Here is a 23,721-nt window from a genome sequence, read left to right on the forward strand (position 1 = left end):
AAACAGTCCATCTCATCTTATAAATTAATTTTAATAATTAAATATAACCTTATAATAAATCAACACTGTGAAGTTAATCATATCGTTTAGGATTTTTGTTAATCCTTCGAATAAGTATTAATCGATCGCACCAGCAGCAAAGCAAATACTGCATCAGTAGCCAAATTTTCAGCATCACAGGTTACTCGATAGTTATTTATCTCTTTGGGTGTGTTGTAGTAGTATCTAAATCATTGGTATTGAAACGACTAAAAATAATAGGATAATCATGTTTATCGAAGATAAGATTGCCAAAGAAAGTATGACCACTAAAATCTCGACACCTAAGATCATCTTTTTTGACATCGATGATACTTTGAGCCGCAATGGCATCATTGCCGAACACAACAAAGCGACCCTTGAGCAGCTTGCAGGTACTGGTATTAAGCTGGTGATTTCAACGGGACGCTCCAAAGCGATATTGCCAGCAGATATTTTAGCCTTGCTCGAAGCTGATGTCTTAGATGCCATTATTTGTATGAATGGACAGTATAGCTTTGATAAAAGCGGTCGAATTAGCCACTATCCGTTGTCCGCTGAACAAACAGATAAAATAGTGCGCCTGTGCCAGCAGAGTGATTTGATTCATAAGTTTGACTCGGCAACCCATATCGCATGGTCAGGTGAAAATGACCGTTTGCGCGAGTTCAATGCTGTCACACCCAATTCTATTGTTGACCCTGAGTATTACAAGTTAAACACTGTCTATCAGTGCTCGGTATTTTTTAATAATCAACAAGAAAAAATGCAAGACGTCGATTTTGCGCAATATGATTTAAAACTGGTGCACTGGCATCAGATTGGTGCAGACATACTCCCAGCCGATGCGTCTAAAGCACGAGGTATCAAAGATGTGTGCAAATATTATGCGGTAGATGCCAGTGAGTGTATGGCGTTCGGTGATGGAATGAATGATTTAGAGATGTTTGACTTGGTTGGGTTTGCTGTGGCGATGGGAGATGCAAAGCAAGAATTGATAGAACGTGCGGATTTCGTCACTGGTACGATTGAAGAGTACGGCATACAGGCGGTGCTTGATCGATTGCATGTAGCATTATAAAAATAGACCGTAGCGTGCGATAACTGTCACACGCTACAACCTTTCATAGGCGATAAGCTGTGGGTGCAAGATAACTTTTAACGGGAAAAGTTGGTGAAATTTATCTTCTTACTATCAATCCATAAACCCAACTACCAATTTTATAAAATCCGACAATAATCAAAATAAGCACCACAGCCGCCAATACATAAGCCAACCAATTGGGCACATTGCTCAACCAACCAATCGTAAACGCCAGACCCATATATGTCTCAACCGGCCAATCAATGATAGCGGTCGGTGAGCCAGCATTGAACAGTGCCATAAAAGCGACGATACCAAGCACAGCCGTAATAATCCCAGTACGTTTACGATTATTCATCTCATCCCTCTTCTAAACTCAATCAAATGACACTAACCACTCAAGGCATTGTTAAGGCATGGTCAAACCACCATCGACAGCGATGGACTGTCCAGTGATAGCCGAACTCAAATCTGATGCCATGAGTAATACAGAATTGGCAAAGTCAGACACTGAAGTCGCTTGACGCAACGGTGTGGTGGTCGCGATATAATCGAATACTTCTTCGGTGGTTAGACTGCTTGCATCGGTGGTTTTTAGCAGTCCACCTGCCAGCAAATTTACGCGAATACCATACTGCCCTAGCTCCGCAGCGAGATTGCGTGTCAGCCCAATCAATGCTGATTTAGCAGTGGTATAGTCGTAATAGGTGACTACTGGATTATAAACAAGGTTGGTTGAGATATTGATGATTTTACCCATCTGCTGCGCTTTCATCTGCGGTAATACGGCCTGTACTGTATTGACCGCTCCTTTAACGATACCATCCATCTGCTGCGAGAAATGCGACCATTTGACGGTCTCAATGCTGGTGTACTCGGCACTGGGATTAAACTGATAGCTTGGCAAGGCGTTATTGACCAATACATCGATACGACCATGACGGCTGACGACTTCAGCCGCCATTGCTTGTACTTGCTCAAGCTCGGTGACATCCGCTTGATATGCAAATGCTTGCCCACCCGCCGCTATGATGTCAGCAACCACTCTATTAGCTGCCTCTTCACTGTTGAGATAGTTGACACAAACGATTGCGCCTGCTGCCGCCATTTGCTGAGCAATCTGCGCGCCAAGACCACGACTGGCTCCCGTAACGATAGCGACTTTTTCTGTGAGCAGTGCAGGAATCACTGAGGTGCTGTGAGTCGAGGTAATTTGAGTCATGATATTGCATCCTTTATTATTGTGGTATGGTTATTTAGTATTATAAGAATTAAGGGCTTAGCGCGTTTTGGCCTGCGCTAATCATAGCATGGTTATATACTGTCATTATCCGATTCACTGTTGGCGATTTTCTAAAAGCCCTACCAAACATTGGCTGTCTTTAAGTTAGATTTACTACTCATTTGATTGGCACGACTCGCTACCTTTATTAGTATTACTAAGTACAGTCTTGAGAATAGCCCTTTAAATTGTGCAAAGTGATAACCATAATAGTTTTATTAGCGACATTAGGCATTTATCGTCTTGCCATTTTTATCAATTTTTTTGATTTGCATCATCTTTATTTAGGAGAGATATTTTGACCCATTTATCATCGTCCCATCCAACCATTAATACCTCGGCCCGTATCGGTCGCATAGTGCCAAAAGCATTATTAGCGGCAGCTGTTGGCTTGGCACTAGCCAGCTGTAGCAACTCTGACAATTCAGCGGATGGCAGCGCAGCGGCGAGCAATGAGACGCTCAATCTGTATAACTGGTCAGAATATATGCCGCAAGAGATTTTAGATGGTTTCGAAGAAGAGACTGGCATCTCGGTCAATTACACCACCTTTGACTCTAACGAAGCGATGTATGCCAAGCTCAAACTACTGGATGATTCTAGCCAATATGATTTAGCGATTCCATCGACTTATTATGTCGAAAAAATGGCGAAAGAAGGACTACTGCAAGAGTTAGATAAGTCTAAATTGAGCAACTTTAAAAACCTCGATACCTCATTTACCAATACTAAAGTCGATCCTGAAAACAAATACTCTATTCCTTATATGTGGGGCAGCACTGGTCTAGCGATTAATGGTGACAGTGTCGACCCTAAAACCGTCAATAGCTGGAACGACCTATGGGATCCTAAGTATAAAGGTCAGGTAATGCTCACCAATGATGTGCGTGAAGTATTTGGTATGGCACTACTGACTCTTGGATACTCAGGCAATAGTAGAAATCCTGACGAAATTGAAGCCGCTTACGATAAGCTCACTACGTTGATGCCAAACGTCAAAACCTTTAACTCTGATGCCACACGTATGCCGTACATCGAAGGTGAAACATCGCTCGGTATGACATGGAATGGCGAGGCAGTCATGGCCAATGACGAAGGTCTGACCAGCTTGGTTTATAAATATCCAACTGAAGGTGCTATCTTATGGATGGACAACTTTGTCATTCCAAAAAATGCCAAACAAGTAGATGCAGCACACAAATTTATTGATTACTTATTGCGTCCTGAAAATGCAAAAATCGTCAGTGAAGAAATTGGCTATGCGTCGCCAAACATGGCAGCACGGGAGATGATGGATGAGATCGTCCAAAACAATCCAACGATTTACCCTGCCAAAGACGTACTGGCAAAAGCGGAATTTCAAGAAGATGTCGGTGATGAAGCATTGCAAGTGTATCAGCAGTACTGGGATAAGCTAAAAACTGGTCGTTAATAGTCATGGTTTAGTACTTTAAAATAAAGCATACTTTTAAAAATAAAAAACGCTGATCTTAAATGGTCAGCGTTTTTTTATGTGTTATAAATGCAAATCTGTCTCACCACCATGCTCTTTTATCCTGCGCTGCTCACGGCGCTGATAGCCCAGACCAGATGCTGCAAACCAATGTGGCTTAGTCGTTTGCAACAAGTCACTCAACTGCTGCAGCTGAGTCTGCAAGGTTTGTGTCAACCAAAAATACCCCTGCCACTCAAATGCCAAGTGCTGTACGCTTGGGTACTCTGAGACGGCAATACGAGTAATGGGTCGAAATACTTCATCGCTTGGGCTACGTAGCACCGCGGCCATATGATGCATGGCTTGGGTCAGCTCATGCTGATAGTGCATCAATAGGACATGATTCTCTTCATCGATTTCAATATTCGCCAAGCGCGGCGCGGCACTTAATAATAAATCAATCGTGCCGATGATATTACGATGAGTACGCTGAATCGTCTCTAGCGTTTCTTTTTCGATTCCTGACTCACTTGCTGTCGCAGCGATATGTGGACGCACGGCTAGCAGGCGTTTATTGATCTGCTGTAGCGCTGTGACCAATGCTCTATCAACGGGCACTTCCTCAATAGAAAAGGCTACGGGTTTTAACTTTTGCACAGAGTCATCTGTTGTCCCATCTACTCCGCCCTCCGTTGCATCAATATGATGACCTACGCCAGCGTAGAGGCTACTACAAGCGTCAAGGTTACTACTCAACAAGAACCGCCACATCAAGGTCGATTTGAGCGGTAAAATCAGCGTCACGGCTACCGCAACGCCAGTACCCAACAAGATATTCAGAGCGCGGTAGATGCCGTCTTGACCGATACTATTGTTACCTAGATCAGAGACAATCATCAACATGGTAATACCTGTCAGTAGCCCTGTATATCCAAGATTTCTAACCGCTAAATAACCAATGATACCGCTTAATAGACCGATGAGCGCATAGTCCACCCATAGCCATGCACCTGCGTTTTGATTAAACCACAAAACCCCAAAGGCAGTGCCAATACCAAATAGCGTACCCAGTATGCGCTCTTTCGCTTTGGTATAGATAGCGCCTTGATACTGTAATAATCCCAAGATGATAAAAACCGTAATGGTCGTCCATTCACCATGTGGGAGGTTGGTGAGTGTATTGACCAATAGGGCCAATATTACTGCCGTTCCTAAGCGAATGGCATGCAAGACATCGGCATGTTGATAGCGAACATAAGGTTCAGTAAATGGAGCAGTAACACGCTGGTAAAGGGTTGATTTCACGCAAGGCTACTCTTTTTAGTGGTTAAGCAAGTTTTAGTTGATAATCGAGATAAATGATCAAACACATAGGTTACTCACAAACATGCTAGCAGTCGATTCTCTATTTACAAAGCATTAATCAAAAAAAACGTCTTCTGCCTATCAAAAGACAAAAGACGTTCATGTTCAAACGCTACTTATAAATTGCTGAGTTTAATAAATCTGACTAAACTTCCAAATAGTCGAGGATGCCTTCCGCAGCTTCGCGGCCTTCCCAAATAGCCGTCACGACTAGATCAGAGCCACGTACCATATCGCCACCAGCAAATATTTTAGGATTCTGGGTCTGGAATTTAAAGGTTTGTTTCTCTGCTGCCAATACGCGACCAGAGCTGTCCATCGCCACTTGCTGAGACTCAAACCAATCAGCAGGACTTGGTCTAAAACCAAATGCCATAATGACGGCATCACATGGGATGATCTCTTCAGAGTTAGGAATCGGCTCAGGACGCTGACGACCACGATTGTCCGGCGCACCTAGATGCGTAGTGACTACTTTTACGCCATTGACCTTGCCATTTAAGCCAATGATTTCAGTAGGCTGACGGTTGAATAAAAACTCAACACCTTCCTCACGAGCATTGACCACTTCGCGGCGTGAGCCAGGCATATTCTCTTCATCACGGCGATAGGCACAGACCACTTGCTCAGCACCTTGACGAATACTGGTACGGTTACAGTCCATCGCTGTATCACCGCCACCTAATACCACCACTCTCTTGCCTTTGAAGTCAATATACTCTTCGGCGTCTTTTTCCCAGTCATTACAACGGTTCACATTGGCGATTAAGTAATCTAGCGCATCGTAAACGCCTGTCAGTTCTTCGCCAGCAAAGCCGCCGCGCATATAGGTGTATGTACCCATACCCATAAATACTGCATCATATTCAGCCAATAGCTCATCGATAGTGACATCTGTGCCAATTTCTGTCTCTAGGCGGAATTCCATACCCATGTCTTCAAAAATCACACGGCGATTGCGCATGACGTCTTTTTCCATTTTGAATTCAGGAATACCAAAAGTCAGTAAGCCACCGATTTCAGGACGTTTGTCAAAGATGACAGGTTTTACGCCATTTCTGACCAAGATATCTGCGCAGCCAAGACCTGCTGGTCCTGCACCGATAACCGCGACTTTTTTGTCTGTCCATACCACCTCAGACATATCTGGACGCCAACCGAGTGCAAAGGCGGTGTCATTGATATATTTTTCGACGTTACCAATCGTCACTGCACCAAAGCCGTCGTTCAACGTGCAAGCACCTTCGCACAGACGGTCTTGTGGACAAACTCGTCCGCATACTTCAGGCAAGGTATTGGTACGGTGGCACAATTCTGCTGCTTGAAATATTTGACCTTCTGTCGCCAGTTTGAGCCAATTTGGAATGTAGTTGTGTACTGGACATTTCCACTCACAGTACGGGTTACCACACTCAAGACAGCGATGCGACTGCTGCGCCACTGATTCATTCTCAAACGGTTTGTAAATCTCGACAAACTCTGTTGAGCGCGTCGCGATGTCTTTTTTGGTCGGCTCAAGCCGAGGTACATCTAAAAACTGAAAGCTATTTTCTAAGCGTTTTGCCATGGTGTTATCTCTTTAATATAAGGCTCTTCTATGATGGGTGGTGGCAAGCAACGATGCTTAATACATCAGGACTTAAGATATCTATGTCGTTGCTGCCACTTACCTACTCGAAACCTGTGAGTTAAAACGTGTCTTAAAACGAAACGCTGGCGACTCTGATTAAATTAATTGATTAAATCAACTTAATACAAGCTACTGTGGGTCAGCCATCGTGGTTTTAAGGAGACTCGCAATGTTTGCCGCTTTTGGCTTCACCAAGTAAAACTTACGAACATAATGCTCAAAGTCAGCCAAAATAGTCTGACCCCACGCGCTACCAGTTTTCTCTACATGGGTCTCAATCACTTGTTGTAAATGAATGCGATGACCTTCCGTCTGCTCACTTGAGATACGGTTTAAATCAATCAATTCATGATTACAGCGATCAAAGAAATCCCCTTCCATGTCGAGCACATAAGCAAAGCCACCCGTCATACCAGCACCGAAGTTGAGACCAGTACGACCAAGAATGGTCATTATGCCGCCCGTCATATATTCACAGCAATGATCACCAGTGCTTTCGATGACCGCATGCGCACCAGAGTTACGAACCCCGAAACGCTCACCTGCGGTACCAGCAGCATATAGCTTGCCACCCGTTGCACCATATAGGCAGGTATTGCCAATGATGGCTGTTTCTTGGGCGATAAAGTTTGAGCCTTTTGGCGGATAAATGACAATCTCACCACCTGCCATGCCTTTTCCAACATAGTCATTGGCATCGCCTTCAAGCTCAATATTCAAACCGCCAGCATTCCACACGCCCAAACTCTGCCCTGCTGTACCAGTCAAACGAAGTTTTATCGGCATATCACTCATGCCAAGGTTGCCCCATACTTGTGCAATCTCGCCAGAAATACGAGCACCGATAGATCGGTCACAGTTACCAACAAAATAGCTATAATCGCCGCCATTACCTTGACGAATATTGAGCAGCATATCACTAATCATTTGCTCTGCAAGTAAGCCTTTATCAAATGGCTCATTACGCTCTACCTGACAGGTCTGCGCTTTGCCACTACTGGCCGGATGGCTAAATAATAGTGGTGATAAATCCAAATGGCGCTGCTTATCAGTATTGCCTTCTAGCACGTCAAGCAAGTCTGTACGTCCGACCAGCTCTTCCATACTACGCACGCCTAATGCTGCTAACCACTCGCGTGTCTCCGTAGCGACAAATTTAAAGAAGTTAATCAACATTTCCGCTTCGCCGATGAAATGCTCATCACGCAGTTGAGCTTTTTGCGTGGCAACGCCAGTCGGGCAGTTATTTAAATGGCAAATACGCAAATACTTACAACCAACAGCAATCATCGGCGTCGTACCAAAGCCAAAGCTTTCAGCACCAAGGATAGCCGCTTTGACCACATCCAGACCAGTTTTTAGACCGCCATCCGTTTGGATACGCACTTTGTCTCGAAGACCATTGACCCGCAATGACTGATGCGTCTCAGCAAGACCTAGCTCCCACGGCGAACCAGCATGATGGATAGACGACAATGGTGAAGCGGCGGTACCACCATCATAACCTGAGATGGTAATCAAGTCGGCATAGGCTTTTGCCACACCAGTAGCGATAGTACCAACACCCGGACGTGAGACCAGTTTGACCGAAACCAAGGCATCTGGATTGACTTGTTTTAAGTCAAAAATCAGCTGCGCCAAATCTTCAATAGAATAAATATCATGATGCGGCGGCGGTGAAATCAATGTCACCCCCGGCACTGAATAACGCAGACGGGCAATCAAGGCATTGACTTTACCACCCGGCAACTGACCACCCTCACCCGGCTTAGCACCCTGCGCCACTTTAATTTGCATGACTTCTGCTGAGCGTAGATACGCTGGAGTTACGCCAAAACGACCCGAGGCAACTTGCTTAATTTTTGAGTTGCGCAAGGTACCATAACGTACTGGGTCTTCTCCGCCCTCACCAGAGTTTGAACGACCACCAATGGTATTCATCGCCATAGCAATGGCTTCATGCGCTTCAGGAGATAGCGCGCCTAACGACATACCAGCCGAGTCAAAACGAGTCAAAATCTTGGAGATATCTTCGACATCATTGACATCGATAGGATTGTCCGTCTTCAACTGCAATAAGTCACGCAAAGTGGCGACCGGACGGCTATTAACCAAATTGGCATAATTACGATAATTGTCATAATCGCCCGTGCGTACAGCGGTATGTAGGCTGTTAATCACGTCAGGATTAAAGGCATGGTATTCTTTATTAAAGACGAATTTTAGCAGACCACCTTGATCCAGTGGCGCACGACGTTTAAAGGCATTGGCTGCTAGCTGCGCTTGATCGGCAGCTAAGTCTGCGAAGGTAGCCCCTTTGATACGACTTTGCACACCTTTAAAGCACAGACTCACCACTTCCTCTGAGAGACCAACCGCTTCAAATAATTGTGCGCCGCGATAAGAGACAATGGTAGAAATACCCATTTTTGATAAGATTTTTAGCAGTCCCTTATCCAAGCCTTTGCGGAAATTAACCCGCGCTTGAATCGGATCACCAAGTAGCTCACCAGTGGCAACCAAATCATCGATGACGTCATAAGCTAAGTACGGATACACACAGGTCGCGCCAAAACCAATCAATACCGCTATTTGATGCGAGTCACGAGCCAGACCAGTCTCAATTATCAAGTTGGCATCAGTACGAATACCTTGCCCAATTAAGTAGTGATGCACAGCGCCCGTAACCATGATGGCATTGGCTGGTACTTTGTCGGCATCGATATCTTTATCAGACAATACGATCAGCGTATTACCAGCACGGATGCTAGTCGCTACTTGCTCACAAATAGCCACGATAGCATCAGACAGCTCTACAGTACGGTCATAGTTCAGATCAATGCGCGCCATTTTGAACGCCGAATCATCCAAGGTTTCAAGCTGCTGCATTTTGCTGGCTGACAAGACTGGTGACGATAAAATAATACGGTGTGCATCTCTAGCTGATGGCGCAAATACGTTGGTTTCTGCACCTAAGCAGGTCTGTAGCGACATCACAATGGATTCACGTAGTGGATCGATTGGTGGATTGGTTACTTGAGCGAACTGCTGACGGAAGAAGTCACCGACATGGCGAATTTGCTGCGACAGAACCGCCATTGGCGTATCATCACCCATCGAACCAACTGGCTCTTGACCATTTTCAGCGTTAGGACGAATGATTTCTGTACGCTCTTCATTAGTGATGTGGTACATTTTCTGTAAAGCTTTTAGCTTATCACCACGGCAAGCTTGCGCTGCCAAGGTTTCCTCTAAGCGCTCATCATCACGGACGCGTGTCGCTTCTTCACGTAGCCATTTGCGATACGGATGAGCCGTTTTTAGTAAGGTTGCAATGGCAGTCGTATCTAAGACTTGACCAGTCAACGTATCAATGACCAGCATTTGACCAGGTCCGACTCGACCTTTTGCTAATACATCTTGTGGCGAGTAATCCCAAACGCCAACCTCTGACGCAACGGTAATATAGCCGTTCTTGGTCGTCACCCAACGTGAAGGGCGCAGGCCGTTTCTATCGAGCATACAGACCGCATACCGTCCATCTTGAATCACAAGACCTGCTGGACCATCCCACGCTTCCATATGCTGCGAGTAAAATTCATAAAACGCGCGCAAATCCATATCCATGCTATCAACATTCTGCCACGCAGGTGGTACCAGAATCGACATTGCATGGAACAAATTCATACCACCAGACATCAGTACTTCAAGCATATTATCTAGGCTTGATGAGTCCGAGCCTGTGCTATTCACTAATGGCGTCAGCTCATTTAAGTTAGGCAATTTATCTGATTTTAATTTTGGCGTACGTGCTTTAGACCAGTTACGATTACCGGTGATGGTATTTAACTCACCGTTGTGCGCAAGATAACGGAATGGCTGTGCCAATGGCCAGCGCGGCAATGTATTGGTTGAAAAACGCTGGTGGAACACCACGATATGCGAGGCCAGACGCTCATCTTGTAAATCTAAGAAAAACGCTGGAAGATCGGAAGGCATTACCAAGCCTTTGTAAATAATAGTTTGACAGTTCAGCGAGCACACATAAAACAGCTCGTCATCCACCAAACGCTGCTCTGCTTTTTTGCGGGCTACAAACAGCTTACGGTTAAAATCTTCCGCATCTAAAGTGTCAGGTGCATTGACAAATACTTGCTTAAAGCCTGGCAAGGTCTCACGACCAATCTCACCGACAATACTTAGATCAAGTGGCACGTCGCGCCAGCCAGCAATCTCTAAATCTTCAGCAATAATTGCATCAGCAAGTACCTGCTGACTGTACTGGGCTTTGGACTCGTCGAGATTAACAAACACCATACCTACAGCGAAATTATCTGTGATTGCTAACTGTTGCTCGCGGGCAATGTCTTTGAAGAAAGCCGTGGGCGTTGCCAATAGCAAACCACAACCATCGCCTGTCTTACCGTCAGCAGCAACACCACCACGGTGCGTCATACAGCTGAGGCTATGAATAGCCGTTTTTACCAAATCGTGACTGGCTTGTCCCTCAATATGAGCAATCAAACCAAAGCCGCAGTTATCAGAAAAGTCATCCGGCGTGGCCAAATGCGTATGGGAAGAAATCATTGACATAGCTTGTCCTTTTGAGTAAACGGGCAGCTTATATATCCAATGCGGAGTATAAACTGGTGACCGCAGGCAGAACGGGCTGGTAGGTAAATATTCGTATATTCGAATTAATAAATAGCGCGATGCTCAGTAGATAGTTATGCTGTGCGAATAAGATAAAACTCTAACTCTCACAGTGCTTTGGCAACCAATCATTTGATAATCTAATAACAGACCACTCGTGTAATAATAAAATGCACCAATAAACAATCAGTAACCGCCCATGGCAACCGGGTAAAATAACACCCTGTATACCAGTTACCCACTCATTAGCACTTTCATTAACGCTTGGTGTTACATCCTACTAGCGTGGCTTAGTAAGCGGCTAGTTGAGCATGCGATAATATGGCATTTTATTAATATTGAATATCAGACACTCTATATACAAGCGCCTTAGTAACCCTAATCGAAGTGACACTAGCAGGGATTGTGCGATTTGTAATAAGCTTACTATAGAGAGCCAATCACCGCGCTTGAAGCGACAACCGTTTAGTAAGCAACTATCTTACCACTAATAATAAGTTACTAAATGACTGCTCGTTAAACCGTTATTTACGATAACTATACAGAGCGTTGCCCATACTCATCTTAGTTAATGCTTGACAAAAAATCTAGTCTTTTCTATCGATTCATCAGCCATAAATTGTAAGATAACTTATTACTATTAGTTATAGGACAATGAAAAACCGAATTGAAAACTTAATACAAAGAGAGAAATTTAAGACTTAACTGCCAAGAGACATAAAGCCTAGCTGTCTCTAAGCCTCACTTTAAAACAGCCAAAACGAATGCTAATACATCAAAAAACCCACTAACAAAGACAGTTAGTGGGTTTCATTATTAAATTAACACTCAATAAGGATCAGTTGCTTTTATCTTCTATTAGCGCCTTCATGCTGTCACTATTATTTTTTGAAGGATTGGTATTGGCGACTCGACCAGTAGCGTTCGAATTATTGCTTGCACCATTACTGCTATTCGTATTTGGTGGTTTTGGCGCTACTACCACTGGTGGTTTTTTTATAGGACTATTACCCGTTCCTGATGTCGTAGGCGTTTTATTGTCCTGATTAGACCTATTTGCCTCATTTTCGTTTTTAGCCGGTACTTCAGAGATTGATTGTGATTCATTACCAACAGTACGTTCTTCATTGACCGACAAGGTCGCAGAGGTATCAACTGACTGGCGGATACTTTCCTCGCTACTATCATTAGTTGCTTCTTGACCGCCACGATTGGCATTATTGCTGACAGATTTTTCATTGACACTATCATTAGCTTGCGTTGTCTGACGCACCGGCAATTCACGTTTGGTTGGACGCAAATTAACAGATTGTGTGCGTCTAGCACTCAAGTCTTTGACCGGATCAGGGCGTTCATAATTGTCGATGATACTGACATAGCGATTAATTTCTTCAGGCAAGACACGCACATTGGCCGGTAGCCTAAAGTCAATTAATTTGGCAGCACCAACAGCCTCTTGCGGACTACTCATCAAACCATAAGTCAGCATATAACGGATCTGATTATTATCATCAAGATAGCGAAAGTACGAAAACTTCTCACGGTCTTCACGGCCTTCTAAATAACTGACAATCACCTCGTTTTCTGCAACATTCATCACCTGCACGGTCCATTTTCCTTTATTAGCCAGCAGATAACGCTTGTCTTTGAATTCATCAGGATAACTGCGTAAATCACGAACCGTCGCATCAAAACTGATCGGCTGTACATCCGTATCTAGTTCATGTAGCGACTCAATGGCTAATGGCTGCTCAAGTTCGGCACTTAATGTTTGCGGGGCTGATATCGGGGCATTTTCAATCTTGGCACCCATCGCTGGTGTTTGACTAAACATCCAGACCAAAGCCGTAGCAACGCCCAACACTAGGGTCACTAACAACCAAATCAGTGCTTGACGACGATATGACTGGCCAGCGGTGCGAGTCGACGAGCTAGATGCTGCCATGAGGAGATCCTTGGTGAAATATAGTTAAACGCTTTAAATCTGTGCTCATACCAATACAGTGACAATCAATAAATTTGACGTTCTCATGAGCTATGTTGTGACAAGACATCCGTGAGAAGCTCGGCATCAAAATCATTGGTCAACACAGCTTCACCTATTGATTTTAGCAAAATAAGGCGGATTTGTCCGTGTTTCACTTTTTTATCATGACCCATCAAGTCTAAAGCCGTTTGTACGTCAATAGCAGGCGGGGTAATAGGCAAATTGGCCAATGTCAAAACGCGCTTAATACGAGCCACGTCCTCATTCGTCAACCAGCCTAGTTTTTGTGACAGCTCAGCCGCTTGTACCATGCCAGCGGCAACGGCCTCACCATGTAGCCAATTACCGTAGCCTTCATAGGTTTCGATCACATGACCAAAAGTGTGGCCGAAGTTCAATAACGCACGTACACCCGACTCTCTTTCATCTTGGGCGACGACATCGGCTTTGTACTGACAGCAACGTTTAACTGCCTCGCCAAGTACCGCCAAATCTAAAGCCATCATCGCCGATAAATTGTGCTCAAGCCACGTCAAAAAATCCGCGTCCATGATAAGGGCGTATTTAATGACTTCAGCAAGACCTGCCGAAAGCTCACGCGCTGGTAGGGTTTTTAGCGTACTCATCTCAGCAAGTACTATTTGCGGCTGCCAAAAAGCCCCAATCATATTTTTGCCTTGGGCATGATTGATGCCTGTTTTGCCACCAACGCTTGAATCCACTTGCGACAATAACGTGGTTGGAATTTGGATAAAATTCACTCCGCGCATAAAGCTTGCGGCTGCAAAGCCTGTCATATCACCAACCACGCCGCCGCCAAGTGCGATAAGCGTAACATCACGATTGAAATGCTCAGCCATTAGGGCATCATAAATTTGGTCAATACTCGTCTGGTTCTTATATTGCTCACCATCTGGTAACACACAGACCTTTACCGTAAATTGCTGTGCTAGCTCATCTTCTAACGATTTTAAGTATAAAGGTGCCACAATATCATTGGTGACAATCAATACTTGGCGACCGCTAATATAAGGTGCGACTTGCTTCGCCATACTGCTAGCTTCTGCCGCAGATTTTTCAGTAATGATGATTGGATAATCATGGCTTTGTGTGTGTACCGTTAAGCCATCATGAAACAGTGCCGTTGCCATGAAAGTCTCCCTGAGCATTTTTAGTGAAGTTACATTAGCTGAGTATCGTTATACATCTAGAGCGTGTCCTCAATTTAATCGATAGCGAGCTAAAGGGATTAAATTGAGGACACGCCATAGTCTATTATTCTTTATCTTCAATCTTCTTTAGAGTCTGGTGTTATAGAAGGCGCGCAACACAAGGATTCGAGCTGCTGTAATAATTGATTGACCATATGGCGAGGATATGTATGACCAGTAGGCATAATGATATGAGCCACTTGCCGGTATAATGGATCGCGCTTACTGTATAAATCTTGCAATATTTTTCTGGGGTTGGGCTGTTGTAATAAAGGTCGCGACTTATCTTTGGCAGTGCGGGCCATTTGCACATCAACTGGTGCATTGAGATAAACCACGATACCACGCTGCTTAAGAAATTCACGATTTTCAGCAGCCATGACAGCACCACCACCCGTTGCCAAGACAATCTGCTTTTGCTGGCTCAGCTCATCAATGGCACGTGTCTCACGTTCACGAAAGCCCGCTTCGCCTTCTTTAGCGAATATCCAAGCAATATCAGCGCCGGTTTGCGACTCGATATACCAATCGCTATCTACGAATGTCCGCCCTAACTGCTTGGCAAGCAGTCGGCCAATTGTGGTCTTCCCCGCTCCCATCGGCCCCACTAAAAATACCGACGGTAATTCCTCCACCATAACACTCACTCAGCTAAATTAGGTATGATACAACGTCATTGATATTCTGGCTAGTAATGAGCAGTGATTATTATGAGTAAAATCCACGCACGCACAAAAACTTACCCATAAAAAAAGCAAGCACTAGGGCTTGCTTTTTTTGATTCATAACCGATAACACGATTATTAATTTAAACGGCTCACACCATCGTTGATCAGTTTTGGCGTGACAAATATCAGTAGCTCTTCTTTAGAGTTACTACGGACATCACGACGGAATGCACGACCGACGTAAGGCAAGTCCCCTAAGAAAGGCACTTTAGACACCTCATTAGTGGTACGATTTTTAAAGACCCCGCCTAGTACGATGGTTTGACCATCTTCAACGATGACATTGGTCGAGATTGAATCTTCGGCGATTGCTACCTGATTATTGATAATCGTTGGCGTGCCATTGGTAATAACAAGTTGCAAGCCAATTTTACCGTCTGGTGTAATGTTTGGCGTCGCTTCTAAGCTGAGTGCCGCTTCTTTAAAGCTGGTCGTGGTTGCGCCACTGGCCGATGCTTCTTGGTAAGGAATCTGCGTACCCGATGATACTTTGGCTGTTTGTTTGTCTGCTGTCAAAATCTTTGGCGTTGAAATGACCTCACCGCGATTGTCAGCTTGCAGTGCTGACAACTCAAGATCCAGCATCACATCCGACATACTTAACAAGCCAAAAGCGATACTACCCGCTGGATTGGCAACGCCTAAATCAACGTTTAAGTTATCGGGACGGCTGATATCATAGGAAGGATAAGAAACCGTTTGACCATTGACAGTCGTCGTTTCAATATCAAAATCCTTAAGATCTGCCAAAGTCTGATTACTACCACCGACCAGTAGGCTACGGTTATTCGCTGCGCCATTCGATAGAATGCCCCAACGGACACCAATCTCTTTACTAAAGCTATCAGTCGCACTAACGATACGCGCTTCAATCATCACTTGACGAACCGGAATATCAATTTTGCTGATTAGATTGTGGATATTTTCGATACTATCCGCGACATCTTTGATAATCAGAGTATTGGTACGCTCATCAACCGTGACCGTTCCACGATTAGACAATAAGGTATTGTTGTCATTAGCATTTGAATTGCCAGTGTTGCTGCCACCAGATGAACCACTACCTTGCGAAATAAGGGTCAATACATCTTGCGCTTTTGCATAGCTTAAGCGAATGTATTCGGTACGCAGTGGCGCATAAGATTCAACCGCTTGCTGCGCTTCAAGCTCACGCGCTTCTTGTTCAGCAAGTTCTGTAGATGGCGCGACTAAAATTACATTGCCATTCTCGCGTTTGCCCAGATTTTTACTTTTTAGAATAATATCAAGCGCTTGATCCCAAGGCACATTGATCAGACGCAAGGTGATGTTACCCGCCACCGAATCACTAGCGACGATATTCATATCGGTGAACTGCGCTAAGATATCTAAGACGCTACGGATTTCAACATCTTGGAATTCCATGGATAGCGCTTCGCCACTGTACACTCTCTCTTCCAGTGTTGGCTCTCGTAGCAGCTCAGGTTTACTGATACTGACATTTAGCTGGTTACCCGACTGATACGCTTGATACTCATAATCTTCAGTCATATTAATGGTGATAACACCATTTTGACCTTGATTTTTGGTATCAATACTACTAACGAGACCACTATTAATATTCAAGCGACGCAATAAGTTTCTCGGTACCGTGCTACCAGTTAGGCGTACGACCAATTTATTGCCTTGGCGCTGTACATCAACCGGAATCGCTTCGTTGGCAAGCGCAATACTGACGTTGCCACCGCCGTTACTCCCTGCCGAAAAATTCACCGCCGTTAAGCCATCATAGCTATACTGCTTACTAACTTGAGAGGCAGCAAGCTGTGGATTTAGTAGCGGATTGACTCGCACTACCATTGTATCCGTCGGCACTTGGTTATTCACCACGGTCGTGCTAGTTGCGACTGTTCTCACTGAAGTGACAGGCGCGGTACTGGTTTCTACAATCGGTGTGACCACTGCCGTCGTGGTAATGCCATTATTGTCATTGAGTACGTCTTGAATCGGGTCATTGGTGATGACTGGGCGACTAGGATCGGTAAGGGTTAACAGCAGATCATTGCCATCAATCGCTGTCGTATAGTTACCCGCTTGTTTAAGCCCAACAATCAGACGCGTCGTACTGTCACTACTTAACGTCGTGACATCATTTACCATACCAATATTGTATTCGTTGAAGCGACTAGCAAGTCCGTTTTGCACCTGTTCAAAATCCAACACCAGACGGCTAGGATCATCGAGCTGATAAGCAGCAGGTAATACTGGCAAGCCTACAAAGCCTAAACGCATTTGTGTCACTGCTGGTGCAGTCTGTACCACAGAGACATTATTAATGCGCTGGGCGGCATGGGCGCTGCTACTAACTGCTACCATGCTGATTGCCAATGCAGAAATGGCAAAAGCAGAAGAGACGCGGTTGCTCATCATCATTACCTTGTTATTGCGTACTGTCATTATTTATTCCTCAAAAAATCTGCCGACTTAACTTATAGGGGAGACCAGCGACTGGGGTTTTTCAATAAACCCGGCGCGACTGTCTGGCACAATTTCAATCAAATTAATCTGGGTCGGCGTGATTTCAACAATACGGCCGTCATTTAATCCAAGATAATCACCTACTCTCACACTAGCAACTGAACCATCAGGACGCTGTACAAGTGCATACTGCTGACCTTCTGGCGAAATTACGACGCCACGAAAAGTCAGCTGTGAGAGCTCATATTGCTCAAGCGGTTCTTTTACTCTGGTGATATCAGGGCGTACGCCATCGATAGAGGTGCTAGGACCTTGTACATTGACTAAGCTTGGCGGCAAAAACGGGCTACGCTGCGTACTGGCACTATAGACAAAATCTTCTACCAGCTCAGCTTTTGGCGGTGGCTCGATAGGCTGAGCAGGCTGATTGCGAATATCGGTCATCGCCTTTTCTGCCATACCAATACGATCACTACAACCTGTGATTGATAAAGCAGCGGTGCTTAAAATCAGTAGCATGGGCAGTTTTTTGATATTCATTAGTTGCCTCCTGCAGCATCGGTCGTAGCGGCATCAGTAGCAACAGCCTCTTCACCTTCAGGCGCCGCTTCTTTTGAGCGATACGTTTTGGTTTGTAATACCAAATTCAGCTCCGGCAACACATCTAAAGTAGGCTGTGGATTACTGACTTCAAAATCGTGCATCGTAATAATGCGTGGTAAGGCAGCAAGACCACTGATAAAGCTACCAAACTGATGGTATTCCCCTAACGCTGCAATGCGAATAGGCTGCTCGATAAAGAATTCATTTTCAATCTCAGGCTCTACAGAAATATCTTGGAAGCGTATATTACTGCCAACACCCGTCATGTTAATACCTTCTACCAGCTCTGACACGCGGGTGTCTTTTGGCAGTTGGTCAAGTAAGGTGTTGAATTCCGTCTCCATCTGGACAACCTGTGCTTGATAAGTTTTTAAGTGACGTGCACGTGATTCTTTTTCACGGTAACTATCAAGTAAGGTTTGCTGCTGACTTTCTGCCGCAGTAATCTCATCAATCTTGCTGCTAATCGGTAGCGCCCACGATAGCGCCGCTATCAGTGCAATGATAAATCCAATGACCGTTATCTTTACCGGAACTGGCCAGCTGCCATAGTTTTCAGAATCCAAAGACTCAAAACTGCGGCGAAACTCATTCAAGTCAAACTGTTTTTTAGGATTGACAGCGCTCTTTTTAGTCTTGATTAGGCTTTTTTTACGGCTCAGCTTCATAACTCACCTCCCAGCCCAGTACTACCATCAGCATCAACGGCTACAGCAGTCTCTGATTGCACCTTGGTCGTTACGACAAACTGTACGTAACTGTCCTCAGGATAAACGGGACGTGGCTGTCCATCAGTTGTTACCGGCTCATTAAGCGCAGGCGCTGGTGTATACGCGCTAATATTTTGCTGAATATTGCTGACCGCTGAGTTGCCCATCCATTTGCTACTATCAAGGTTACGAATCAAACTTGATACGATATTTGGATTGTCCGCAAGACCCGTCAAAGTAAGGATATCGCCTTCGCGCTTTAAGTTATTTAGATAAAGCGCAGGCGGAATGGCTTTGGCCAAATCATCCCATAGACGTACAGGCACAGGTCGTCGACCTTGCAAATCTTGAATCACCTGCATGCGAGAGATAATATCTTCACGGCGTTGCTCTAGGCTATCAATTTCGATCAATGCTTTGTCTAAGCGAGCGTTCTCTTGCTCAATCAGTACATTCGCATTGCGTTGTTCATCAAGCTCATTATTAAAATAGCTCCATGAAGCGAACGCTGCTAGTAAGGCAAATAAAGTGACCGCCACTACTAAAGTAAGAAATTCTTTATTGCGACGCGCGCGTTCTTCTTGCCGCCAGGGCAGTAGGTTAATACGAGCCATTAGTCGAAGCTCCTTAACGCAAGACCGCACGCGGCCATTAAACTCGGGGCATCAATGACCAGCTGCTCATTATCAATGTGCGGCGCAATGGTCATGTTGGTGAAAGGATTGGCAATACTAACAGTCACACCCAGTTTTTGTTGCGCCATACCGGCCAGACCTGCAATAGAGCTACTACCACCTGCCAGTACGATATGATCGATACTACTGTATTGGCTCGAGGAAAAATAAAACTGTAGAGAGCGCGTGACTTGTTGGATAGTATTTTCTATAAAGGGGGTCAATACATCTGGATAGTAATCATCAGGCAAAGTACCTGCACGTTTACTAATATTTGCTTCTTCAGCCGATAGTCCATAGCGATTTTGTATCGCCTCTGTGAGCTGAGAGCCACCAAATAACTGTTCACGGCTATATATAAACTCGCCATTTTTGGCGATATATAATGTGGTTTGGTTGTGTCCGATATCGACCAAGGCGACAATCTCTGGCATATTTGGCAAGTTGTCTGCCATCAAACCGAACGCACGCTCAATAGCATGTGTTTCAATATCCATGACCTTGGTTTGCAAGCCACCAAAGGTTAAAGCATCAACTCTTTGGTCGACATTTTCCGAGCGTGAGGCAGCAAGCAACACTTGTACCATCTCGTCATTTACTAAAGAAGGGCCCAATACTTCAAAATCCAGATTGACATCTTCTAAGGGATAAGGCACATATTGATCAGCATCCAGACGGATTTGCGCTTCGCGCTCAATATCGCTTAGCACCATATCCATATCAATGATTTTGGTGATCACTGCTGAGCCTGAGACGGCGGCAGCGGCATCGCTGCCCACTACCTGACAGCGTCGCGCCAAGCCAGCTATAATATTACCCACTGCCTCAGTATCTACAAGAAGTTTGTCAACGACTACGCCTTCCGGTAGTCTTTCAATACCATAGGATTTTAGATGAAACATCCCTTGTTGGCGCTGTATGTCAACCAATTTGACCGAAGTAGCACAGATATCTATGCCAATCAAATGTCGACTCTTGGAAGTAAATAGCCTCACAAACTCTATACCTTATATTAAGTGTACAATCTGATAGTGATTTGTAATATTTTAGTACAATACTTTACTTACCAGATAGATTCAAGCATTTAAATAAGTTATTAAGGTCAACTTACACATTTATTATGACCTCCCTATTTTGTTCAAGGTATAATGCCTCATTTGTTGCAAATTTTAATTGATAAGTCTCATTATGGCTAAAAAAAATGCTACCGTTCGTCTCATTCGCTTTTTGGTGGGGCTTTTCATTGCCTGTCTGGCGCTCGCCGTTATCTTAGCGCTTGCTGTGCCTATTGGTTTCTATGGGATGGCGATGTACCTATCACCCACCTTGCCTAGTACCCAAGAAATCAAAACTGCCAATTTAGAGATGCCATTACAGATCTATAGCCGAGATGATAAATTAATCGGTCAGTATGGCAATCGTCTCTCCCTACCTGTTACTTTTGATGACATTCCTGAAGATCTCACGCATGCTTTTTTAGCGGCAGAAGACGCGGCCTTTTTCCAGCATAGTGGTATTAGTATTAAAGGTCTTGGTCGCGCGGTGACTGAAGTGGTGACTGACGATGACAGCCAAACTGGTGGCTCTACCATCACCATGCAGGTTGCCAAAAATTACTTTTTAAGTCCAGAACGTACCTTAAATCGTAAATTGACGGAATTGTTTTTGGCTCGTAAGATTGAAGACGAACTCAGTAAAAATGATATTTTGACTCTCTATGTTAATAAAATTTACCTCGGTGAAGGGGCTTATGGCATTCGTGCCGCTGCCAAAAAATATTATAGTAAATCGTTAGAAAACCTGAATATTGCTGAGATGGCAATGTTAGCAGGTCTGCCAAAAGCCCCTTCTAAATATAACCCTGTTGCCAACCCTAGCCGCGCCCTTACTCGCCGTAACTGGATCATTGGCCGTATGCTTGAGCTGGGCTATATCAATAAAGCGCAACACGACGAAGCGGTAAACTCTCCGGTAGCCATCAATTTATATCAAGAAAAGCTAGACGTTAATATGCCTTATTTGGCAGAAATGACACGCTCTACCTTAGTTGATCGCTATGGTGAGCAAGTGATGCATAGTGGATGGCGGGTACGCCTTACGGTTGATAGCAAAGCACAAACAGATGCGGAAGCGGCGATACTGACAGGTTTGGTGGCTTACGAACATCGTCATGGTTGGCGCGGGGCTGAAGCAAATGATGAACCGCTAGAAAATTTCCGTCGTTATAGTAATATGACTCCTGCCAAAGTCACCAAAGTGAATGCTCGCAGTTTTGAGGCGACAATGCCCTCTGGTGAGAATGTGACTGTTGGTTGGTCTGGGATGAGCTGGGCACGCAAGTATATTTCTGCTAATCGTATCGGTTACTTTCCTGACAATGCTCGCCAAATTGTTAATAAAAACGATATCATTCGTTTGATACCGACCGCGAATGGTAATTGGCAGTTGGGACAAATTCCTAAAATACAAGGAAGTCTGGTCTCCTTGAATCCAGAAACTGGAGCGGTTAATGCATTGGTTGGTGGTTTTGACTTTAACCACAGTAAGTTCAACCGTGCCTTGCAAGGGTGGCGTCAGCCAGGCTCAACGATTAAGCCGCTGGTCTACACCACTGCATTAGAAAAAGGCTATCGCCCAGATAGTATTGTCTCGGATCGCCCGATTCAAGTAGGTGACTGGAAACCGAAAAATTCTGATCAACGTTTCTTAGGTGATATCACTTTACGTCGTGGCTTGTATTTATCACGTAACTTAGTCTCTATTCGCTTATTACAGGCTATTGGTATCTCTGATGCCCGCAATCTATTGGACGAATTCGGTCTTGATAAAGAAAAGCTACCAACGACTTTATCGTTGGCATTAGGCGCAGGGCAAGCAACGCCATTACAAATGGCAACGGCTTACTCTACGTTCGCCAATGGTGGTCACCGTGTTCAACCTTACTTTATAGAACAGATCTACAACTACGACAACAAATTGTTATTCCAAGCCAATCCGCAGCAAGCTTGTGCTGTATGCTTTAACGAACAACTTGAAAATCTCAATAAAAAGCTTATCGTAGATTATGAGGCAAAAATAGAAAAAGAGAATGCAGCGCTTGCTGCTAAAAAAGAGGAAAAAGTCAACGCTAAAGACAAAGCAGCAGAGAATAAATCAGCTGCTGACCTCAATGCAGAAAATAGCGACAATACGGCAAAAGATAACGAGGCGCTTGATTTAAATATTTATGATGGGAGTCCAGCCTCAGATCGTTTGAAAGCACCTGTCGTGCAGTACATTACTGCCATGCAAGCACCGCGTATTTTGAAGCCAAGAGTGGCTTACGATATGGCTGATATCTTGCGTGATGTCGTGCAGCGTGGTACAGCTGTACGAGCAAAAGCGTTGGGACGTGATGATATTGGTGGTAAAACTGGTACAACCAACGATGCGAAAGACGCATGGTTTGCAGGGTTTCATCCTACTAATACTACTGTCGTATGGATGGGTTTTGATCAACCATCAACCATGGGTCGCCGTGAGTATGGTGGCGTGGCGGCGCTGCCTGTATGGATGGACTTTATGAGAGCGCAGCTTAAAGATGTGCCTAATCAATGGGTGTCTGTTAACAACCGTGCCAAATCTAAGAAACAGATGCAACAAATCCTAGAAATGACAGATGATGGCATTGTTGACAGCGAAGATGTTGATGCCGATACTAGCGCGTCAGCCAAACCCGTCAAGACCAAAGCACAGCAACGTAAGCCATCAGAACCTGAGCGTTCGCCCGTGTCACAGCCAAGCAATAATAACGCCGATAGCGTGCCACAAAACCCTTTAACGGTTACCCCTGTCGAACGTATGCCTCCGATGCCAGAGTAACAAACAAGACTATTTTTAGTTAA

At 44.7% G+C, this 23,721-nt stretch carries 16 protein-coding genes; 3 read left to right on the forward strand and 13 right to left on the reverse strand.

What is annotated here, in order from left to right; translation table 11 throughout:
- The first annotated feature begins 268 nt into the window (after positions 1-268).
- Positions 269-1,099, forward strand: coding sequence for an HAD family hydrolase (locus JMY08_RS12010; RefSeq protein ID WP_201593532.1), 831 nt, complete (start codon positions 269-271; stop codon positions 1,097-1,099).
- A 100-nt stretch (positions 1,100-1,199) separates the two neighbouring features.
- On the opposite strand, the gene JMY08_RS12015 is transcribed toward JMY08_RS12010, so the two are convergent.
- Complete coding sequence (locus JMY08_RS12015) at positions 1,200-1,460, reverse strand: hypothetical protein (protein WP_201593533.1); 261 nt, start codon at positions 1,458-1,460, stop codon at positions 1,200-1,202.
- Between the two features lie 51 nt (positions 1,461-1,511).
- Positions 1,512-2,324, reverse strand: coding sequence for a 3-oxoacyl-ACP reductase (locus JMY08_RS12020; protein ID WP_201593534.1), 813 nt, complete (start codon positions 2,322-2,324; stop codon positions 1,512-1,514).
- 358 nt (positions 2,325-2,682) lie between these two features.
- Between JMY08_RS12020 and JMY08_RS12025 the strand changes: the two genes are divergently transcribed.
- Entirely contained in the window at positions 2,683-3,816 is a 1,134-nt protein-coding gene (locus tag JMY08_RS12025; RefSeq protein ID WP_201593535.1) for an ABC transporter substrate-binding protein, read from the forward strand.
- A gap of 84 nt (positions 3,817-3,900) precedes the next feature.
- Here the strand turns inward: JMY08_RS12025 and JMY08_RS12030 are convergent, their stop codons facing one another.
- From JMY08_RS12030 to pilM, 11 genes are all read right to left on the reverse strand, one after another.
- Entirely contained in the window at positions 3,901-5,124 is a 1,224-nt protein-coding gene (locus JMY08_RS12030; RefSeq protein ID WP_201593536.1) for an FUSC family protein, read from the reverse strand.
- A 205-nt stretch (positions 5,125-5,329) separates the two neighbouring features.
- Positions 5,330-6,751: an FAD-dependent oxidoreductase gene (locus JMY08_RS12035; RefSeq protein ID WP_189585753.1), complete on the reverse strand. Its 1,422-nt coding sequence runs from the start codon at positions 6,749-6,751 to the stop codon at positions 5,330-5,332.
- 192 nt (positions 6,752-6,943) lie between these two features.
- Positions 6,944-11,407 (reverse strand): glutamate synthase large subunit, encoded by a 4,464-nt coding sequence (gene gltB / locus JMY08_RS12040; protein WP_201593537.1) that lies wholly within the window; start codon positions 11,405-11,407, stop codon positions 6,944-6,946.
- Positions 11,408-12,305: 898 nt separating this feature from the next.
- Entirely contained in the window at positions 12,306-13,412 is a 1,107-nt protein-coding gene (locus JMY08_RS12045; RefSeq protein ID WP_201593538.1) for a hypothetical protein, read from the reverse strand.
- An 83-nt stretch (positions 13,413-13,495) separates the two neighbouring features.
- Positions 13,496-14,605 carry a 3-dehydroquinate synthase gene (gene aroB / locus JMY08_RS12050; RefSeq protein WP_201593539.1) on the reverse strand — a complete coding sequence of 370 codons (1,110 nt, stop codon included), beginning with the start codon at positions 14,603-14,605 and terminating at the stop codon, positions 13,496-13,498.
- Between the two features lie 137 nt (positions 14,606-14,742).
- Complete coding sequence (gene aroK / locus JMY08_RS12055; protein ID WP_026037374.1) at positions 14,743-15,303, reverse strand: shikimate kinase AroK; 561 nt, start codon at positions 15,301-15,303, stop codon at positions 14,743-14,745.
- Between the two features lie 165 nt (positions 15,304-15,468).
- Complete coding sequence (pilQ, locus tag JMY08_RS12060) at positions 15,469-17,829, reverse strand: type IV pilus secretin PilQ (protein ID WP_201593540.1); 2,361 nt, start codon at positions 17,827-17,829, stop codon at positions 15,469-15,471.
- 27 nt (positions 17,830-17,856) lie between these two features.
- Positions 17,857-18,390, reverse strand: a complete 534-nt coding sequence (locus JMY08_RS12065; RefSeq protein ID WP_194619549.1) for a pilus assembly protein PilP — start codon at positions 18,388-18,390, stop codon at positions 17,857-17,859.
- Positions 18,390-19,121: a type 4a pilus biogenesis protein PilO gene (locus JMY08_RS12070; protein WP_010201707.1), complete on the reverse strand. Its 732-nt coding sequence runs from the start codon at positions 19,119-19,121 to the stop codon at positions 18,390-18,392. Before JMY08_RS12070 ends, JMY08_RS12065 begins: the two co-directional genes overlap by 1 nt.
- Positions 19,118-19,777 carry a PilN domain-containing protein gene (locus JMY08_RS12075; protein WP_010201708.1) on the reverse strand — a complete coding sequence of 220 codons (660 nt, stop codon included), beginning with the start codon at positions 19,775-19,777 and terminating at the stop codon, positions 19,118-19,120. Before JMY08_RS12075 ends, JMY08_RS12070 begins: the two co-directional genes overlap by 4 nt.
- Positions 19,777-20,832, reverse strand: a complete 1,056-nt coding sequence (gene pilM / locus JMY08_RS12080) for a type IV pilus assembly protein PilM (protein ID WP_189585778.1) — start codon at positions 20,830-20,832, stop codon at positions 19,777-19,779. The genes JMY08_RS12075 and pilM overlap by 1 nt, the downstream gene beginning before the upstream one ends.
- Before the next feature lie 193 nt (positions 20,833-21,025).
- On the opposite strand from pilM, the gene JMY08_RS12085 reads away from it, so the two are divergent.
- Entirely contained in the window at positions 21,026-23,698 is a 2,673-nt protein-coding gene (locus tag JMY08_RS12085; protein ID WP_201593541.1) for a penicillin-binding protein 1A, read from the forward strand.
- Positions 23,699-23,721: the final 23 nt, after the last annotated feature.

Origin of the sequence: Psychrobacter sp. Pi2-51, assembly GCF_904846665.1 — a bacterium.
Lineage (GTDB): Bacteria > Pseudomonadota > Gammaproteobacteria > Pseudomonadales > Moraxellaceae > Psychrobacter > Psychrobacter glaciei.